Below are 6,173 nucleotides of genomic sequence, written 5' to 3'. Positions count from 1 at the left end.
TATTTAATTTCACTCTTAAAATAGGTGCAAATAGCCACTTAGGATAAAATGGATTTTTTCCTAAAAGGCCTTAGAGGCAGATAATGTAATTTACCAGATACATTTCATCTTGGGGATAACCCTGGTACTAGGGTTCTTATTGAGTTTTACGCAACGTTCACATTACCTCGATACGCTAGATCGTGGCGTAAATTGTCTTCAACTTATAGTGGGCATATACAACCACATCATTTAGGTATTTAATCTGAAGGTCGGCACTTTCCTATTTTCCAACAAAGAATAGCCTTTATAGCTTTGTTTAAAATAATGTACTTATCGTCCGTTTTATACGATTGAGCTTCAGACTACTCCTTTAGCCCAAAAGGAACTTCAGCTTATCATCCCTCGATTTTTACAACAGTGTATTTTCAGTCGCTAAGGCCTGAGACTATATCTTACATGAGACCCATATGAAATGAGATGTCGCCCTGACTTTTGTAGGAAATTTCAATAATAAAGTGCTTGATCCGACAACTTTCATTACAGAAGTATGGCAGCGCCAAAAATGCCGCCAACTGTGGTAAATTGAGGGGAATTCAGATGGGAGCAGCTATGAGCACAAAAGATTCAGACGCGCTATATAACGAAATGTGCCGAGTAGTGGGGAAGGTGGTGCTTGAGATGCGTGATCTTGGACAAGAGCCAAAGCATGTGGTCATTGCGGGAGTGTTGAGGACATCATTAGCTAATAAAAAGATAAAGCGTTCAGAGATTACAGAAGAGGCGATGAGGGCTGTGGTGGAGGCGCTGGCTAGGAAGCAATAAAACCTGGCAGCGGGGCCGGGTCTATATTTATGCGGCTTGATTCTCAGCTTTAATTATACGACTTGCAGCTTGGTGTACTGTTGTTACAGGGACAATCCTAATAGAGTGTTTATCATCGACCTCTTGTATTGAAAATAGGGCTTCATTGAGTTTTGAAAATTGAGATTTACTATATGTCGGCTCATCTTCTGGTGGGCGATAAACAATGAATTCATAAGTGCTGCTATCCAGCAAGTCATAATCTTTTACAGAAAGTAAATCCAATATTCTAGCTGTATTACGATCAAGGTGGGTTGCTAGGTTATTGGGTATCAGTCTATCTATGTTAACTGCCACTTTGTGGCTAAGATAAAATATGATCGGCATTTAAAATCAACCATACACATAAATATCAGTCGCTTACCTCCCGCTTCGTTACTTTTATCTCATCCGCTATCGCCACTTTGCAGCCACTCTCAAATCGAGCTAATGGATTAAAGTGAATCGCGTCTTGCAGGTGGTCTGGCGCGGAGTGAGAGTAGCGCATGGTGACCCGAATATCTGAGTGGCCGAGGATACGTTGCAGCACGATGATATTGCCACCGGCCATCATATCCTTCGAAATCGTCTTTATGACTTTGCATTCTCTCTGTTAAGCTGCTCTGCCGGCTTCATAGCCTAACGTGATATAATCTTATTTTTACGGAAGATTTATGCTGACCAACTCATCCACTCGTCTTAACAAATATATTAGCGAGAGCGGTATCTGTTCTCGTCGTGATGCCGATCGTTATATTGAACAAGGACATGTTTTTATTAATGGCAAACGGGCCGCTGTTGGCGATCAAGTATATGGCGGGGATGTAGTCAAAGTTAACGGTCAGCTTATCGAACCGCGTGACGAAAACGACTTGGTGCTGATCGCACTGAATAAACCGGTTGGCATCATAAGCACCACCGAAGAGGGGGAAAACGATAACATCGTTGATTTCGTTAATCACAGTAAACGAGTCTTCCCTATCGGACGTTTGGACAAAGACTCGCAGGGGTTGATTTTTTTGACGAATCACGGTGATTTGGTTAACAAAATCCTGCGCGCCGGGAACGACCACGAAAAAGAGTACGTGGTGACGGTCAACAAACCGGTGACTGACGAGTTTATTCTCGGTCTGGGTGCTGGTGTACCGATGATGGGAACCGTGACCAAAAAATGCAAAGTGAATAAAGTCGCGACCTTTGTATTTAATATCACGCTGGTGCAAGGGCTTAACCGTCAAATTCGCCGTATGTGTAAACATTTTGGCTATGAAGTCACCAAGCTTGAGCGCACTCGTATCATGAACGTCACCCTGAAAGGGCTGCCAATGGGTGAGTGGCGAGATTTGACTGATGATGAGTTAATCGAGTTATTTAAGCTGATTGAAAATTCATCATCTGACGAAAAACCGGTGAAAAAAGCCAAGGCTAAGCCCGTGGCAGATAAAAAACCGAGTGTTAGTGGGGCGAAAAAGGCCGAAAAACCCGATGGTAACTCAGCTTCCCGCAAGCGCTTTACCCAGCCCGGACGTAAGAAGAAAGGGCGCTAAGCTCACGTAATTATTATCGGTCTCAGTACTCAAGTATATAAACTCGGCAATGGCCGAGTTTATATTGATGAAACACCTGGTGTGAAACCAATCATCAGTCTTTTTCCTCATGTCCTGTCAAACCTAACCTGACGCTATGCCCTGAGTACGGCATTAGTTCCCAATATTTAATATAGAGCATACTTTCTTGCTCGTATTGACGTCACAATAATAGTAGGTAGACTGGTATACCTATAACAATCCAAAGCAGGAAGAAATTTGCCATGTCCTCACGCGAACTATCAGAAAGTGCCCGAGATCGGCTGCTGAGTGCTGCAAGGGTGTTGTTCTATAACGATGGCATTGCGGCAACGGGTATTGATGCCATTGTTAAAAGGGCAGGTGTTGCCAAGAAAAGTCTCTACAACAACTTTGAGTCCAAAGCAGAACTTGTTGCTACTTATTTACAGATTCGTCATGAAGAGTGGCTCGCACTGTACGCTAATCGTCTGCAACAAACGGCGAGTCCGAAAGAGAGCGTGATGGCTGTTTTTCTTGCTTATGCAGACCATGCTGAATTTGCCTATGAACGTGGATTCAGAGGGTGCGGACTACTGAATGCCGCGGCTGAACTGCCCGCGGGCGCACCGGGCAGACAGGCAGTGCGCGGGCACAAGGAGCAGGTAGAGTCGATTCTGACTGAACATCTTTGTGTGCTTCTCTCTGGTGATGAACAACGTGCCATACGGATGGCCAGGCACTTTTCATTTTTACTCGAGGGGAGTATGTCTCGCGCGGGCTTGGAAGGGAATGGTGAGTGCGTTCGTCAGGCAATGACAATGGCCGCCGAAATGATGGAGTCGCTATGACTGTCACGCCAAGAGATCGCATGATGGGCAGGGTGGGAGTATTGATTGCGGCCATCTTGTGGGGAACCACTGGAACAGCGGCAACATTTGCTCCTGCGGTTAGTGCTGTTGCCATAGGCGCTGTTGCGATGGGACTTGGGGGGCTACTCCAGGCGATGATAGCCGCTGGGAGTATCATTAGTTATGTAGATAAACTCCTTCAACAGTGGCGTTTACTGCTGATAGGGGTCATTGCTGTTGCCATCTATCCGCTGGCATTCTATGCCTCTATGCATTTAGCGGGTGTCACTGTCGGGACTGTCATTTCTATTGGTTCTGCCCCCCTGTTATCTGCTCTGATTGAATATGTCTTGGAGGGCGAGCGGCTGACGACTCGCTGGATGTTGGGGGCGGCTCTTGGCATTGCAGGCATGGTGTTGCTTTGTATGGCTGAAAGTGGGGGCCACGGCACTCTGGTTCAGTCACCCAATGTCACGATAGGGGTAATTCTAGGCCTTCTTGCTGGTTTTACTTATGCGCTGTATTCGTGGGCTGCTCGCCGTTTGATGCAGCGAGGGCTTCCTTCTCGCACAGCGATGGGGGCGACTTTTGGTCTTGGCGGCATTTTGCTAATGCCAGTACTCTTTATGACTGGAGCCCCGCTGCTGGAATCTTGGAGTAATGCTGCAGTGGGTGCCTATATGGCGTTGGTTCCGATGTTTCTTGGCTATATTTGCTATGGATATGGGCTGGCACGTATAACGGCAAGTATGGCGNCCACCATTACCCTCATCGAGCCTGTTGTTGCTGCCATATTGGCAGTGATTATCGTGGGAGAAAGACTACCTATTACGGGGTGGGTGGGGATCGGGCTGGTGGTGGCTTGCCTGATATTTATTACTGTCCCGATAAAATGCGCTCTAATTGTTCGGGTAAGAGAAAACAATAGCCTGTAGTGGCACAATGATGCCTGATCTTGCCCGCTTGCAGCTAGATTTCTCCATTATTGCCACCTTCGCTTCAATTGTTGTTCCGATGATCAATCGTCCCTCTGTGCTATTGAGGGGAGTTCATCCAGGCACTTAAGTACGCCACAGCCTGTTTATTAACCACAATTTGTAGGCCAATTATCTATTTCAGGATGGTGCACTACGCTCATTCCCGGATAATCCCTATTTATGGGCGCACTATTCAGTGTGATGTTTGCTTTGTTCATTAACAATGTCGTGGTTGTGGTGATATCTAGTCTGTTAATGTTTTATATCATTGGTTCGGTAATTTAGTCAGGCAACTAATATCAGCAGTGTGTTTATCACTGGTTTTCTGTGATATTACATTTAACTCAGCAGGCCATTTAACACTTTATTTTGGTGATTAGCATTAATGATTGGCGAATGTAGTTAACGTCACCTTGGTTGTTTTTTTGTGAACTTCCCAATTTCTTACAGAATAAATGTAGGAAATAAAGCACATCCTCTAATATTAAAAAATAATATCGGAACGGATGTTCAGCAGATCGAATTAATACAGTGAAACCCTCAATGAGATTGATCGCTGTCAGGCTGGCGGTATACTTCACCGCAAATCAAAACCACATCAGGTCTGCGTTCATGAAGACGAGTAGCTACAGCCATGCATTCGTGGCGTGTTGTATAGACATCATCGGTCACGGGCAGTGCCTCGCAAGCATCCATACCGCAGGTGCTAACCAATAAAACAAATCCTATGAGCATATATTCTCCTTATTTATAGGATTTATATGAGTATAGCGCGTTTGCTGAAGAAGTAGTCTTCTCCTTTTCTAAGAAATGGAGGTTACATTTTTTGGTTAAGTATTAGCCAAGTTTGGTTACTGCTACCCCCATCAGAATAATGGCACTGGCGATGAGTCGTAACATCGATGGTTTCTCTTTTAGCATCCAGATTGAGATTATCATGGCGAACAAGACACTGGTTTCACGTAGAGCGGCAACGAGGGCGATTGGCGTGCTTTTCATGGCCCAAATGACAATGCCATAAGCCAGTAATTGCATCGCGCCACCAATCACGCCGTGTCGCCAGTGCTGGCGTATTTGACGAAAAACCACATTGCGGTGCATTATCCAAAGTAATGCAAACATGGCTATGCCGTTGCACATAAACAACCAAAAAATATAACTGAGTGGTTCAATGCTGGCGCGGCTGCCAGCCCCATCAGATAGGGTGTAGCAGGCAGTAAAAGTCGCCGTAATTAAGGCATAGATAATAGCCCTGCCATTGACTTTGTCAGTGCCACGTCGGCCATCAAATGTCATCATGATGACACCGGAGACTAAAATAGCCGCCCCTACTAAAGCTAGCGACCTGGGGATTTCCGACAAGATTAACCAAGAGAGCAGAGCACTTAATAAGGGGCAACGCCACGTGCGATAGGATAGATTTGACCAAACTCGGCTTGTTCATAAGCTTTACTTAGAAACAGGCAATAACCTGTGTGAAAAGCAACCGACAACAGTAACCAGGGAAGCGCGCTCAGCGAGGGTAACGCCACAAAAAAAATACCGAACAGTGAAATCACTCCGGAGAAAATTGCCATCAAAGAGATAGCGACAAAACGATCATTGCCAAATTTAACAAGAGCGTTCCAGCAAGCATGTAACAGTGCCGCGCCCAGCACGGCAAGAAATATTTCACTACTCATTCTATCCCCTTATTTAGGCGTCTCAGTTTACCTTAATTGCATTTATTTTCACGTCTGTAACACGTAAAAATTGTTGCAGATAGCTGATTCTTAGTGAGGGAAAAGATGAAGAAATGAGTTCAATGTCCCGATTTATTGCAAGAGTAAATATAACTAACTAACAACATCTGTATCATCTTATTTACTTTCTTAAGCAATAAATAAGGATGGATTACGCCAAGGTGACATTGGTCTGATTAAGTAAATGGGGGTGTTTATTGCATATGATATTCGTTGTTTTTTCCTTATCATTGATAG

General features: G+C 44.8%; 6 protein-coding genes and 2 pseudogenes. 4 read left to right on the top strand and 4 right to left on the bottom strand.

The annotated features are described in order from the left end of the window. Positions 1-591 precede the first annotated feature (591 nt). The gene (gene fumD, locus V1952_RS19310; RefSeq protein ID WP_420071626.1) at positions 592-804 is read left to right on the top strand and encodes a fumarate hydratase FumD; all 213 of its coding nucleotides are present in this window, start codon (positions 592-594) and stop codon (positions 802-804) included. A 27-nt stretch (positions 805-831) separates the two neighbouring features. On the opposite strand, the gene V1952_RS19305 is transcribed toward fumD, so the two are convergent. Then, complete coding sequence (locus tag V1952_RS19305) at positions 832-1,170, bottom strand: hypothetical protein (protein ID WP_420075343.1); 339 nt, start codon at positions 1,168-1,170, stop codon at positions 832-834. Positions 1,171-1,195: 25 nt separating this feature from the next. Next, positions 1,196-1,396, bottom strand: a pseudogene (locus tag V1952_RS19300) (hypothetical protein); the annotation flags it as partial. A gap of 100 nt (positions 1,397-1,496) precedes the next feature. On the opposite strand from V1952_RS19300, the gene rluF reads away from it, so the two are divergent. The 3 genes from rluF (at position 1,497) to V1952_RS19285 (ending at position 4,152) form a co-directional block, all read left to right on the top strand. Then, on the top strand, positions 1,497-2,369 hold the full coding sequence (gene rluF, locus V1952_RS19295; RefSeq protein WP_083158636.1) for a 23S rRNA pseudouridine(2604) synthase RluF: 873 nt from the start codon (positions 1,497-1,499) through the stop codon (positions 2,367-2,369). A gap of 263 nt (positions 2,370-2,632) precedes the next feature. Then, positions 2,633-3,217, top strand: a complete 585-nt coding sequence (locus V1952_RS19290) for a TetR/AcrR family transcriptional regulator (protein ID WP_083158637.1) — start codon at positions 2,633-2,635, stop codon at positions 3,215-3,217. After that, on the top strand, positions 3,214-4,152 hold the full coding sequence (locus V1952_RS19285; RefSeq protein WP_420075342.1) for a DMT family transporter: 939 nt from the start codon (positions 3,214-3,216) through the stop codon (positions 4,150-4,152). Before V1952_RS19290 ends, V1952_RS19285 begins: the two co-directional genes overlap by 4 nt. A 582-nt stretch (positions 4,153-4,734) precedes the next feature. Here V1952_RS19285 and V1952_RS19280 read toward each other — a convergent pair. Both V1952_RS19280 and V1952_RS19275 read right to left on the bottom strand, forming a co-directional pair. After that, the gene (locus V1952_RS19280) at positions 4,735-4,929 is read right to left on the bottom strand and encodes a hypothetical protein (RefSeq protein WP_083158639.1); all 195 of its coding nucleotides are present in this window, start codon (positions 4,927-4,929) and stop codon (positions 4,735-4,737) included. A gap of 102 nt (positions 4,930-5,031) precedes the next feature. Continuing rightward, positions 5,032-5,876, bottom strand: a pseudogene (locus V1952_RS19275) (DMT family transporter). Positions 5,877-6,173 lie beyond the last annotated feature (297 nt).

The organism is Yersinia sp. 2542 StPb PI (assembly GCF_048593855.1).
GTDB lineage: Bacteria > Pseudomonadota > Gammaproteobacteria > Enterobacterales > Enterobacteriaceae > Yersinia > Yersinia enterocolitica_E.
This window is presented reverse-complemented; position numbering and strand designations above follow the sequence as displayed.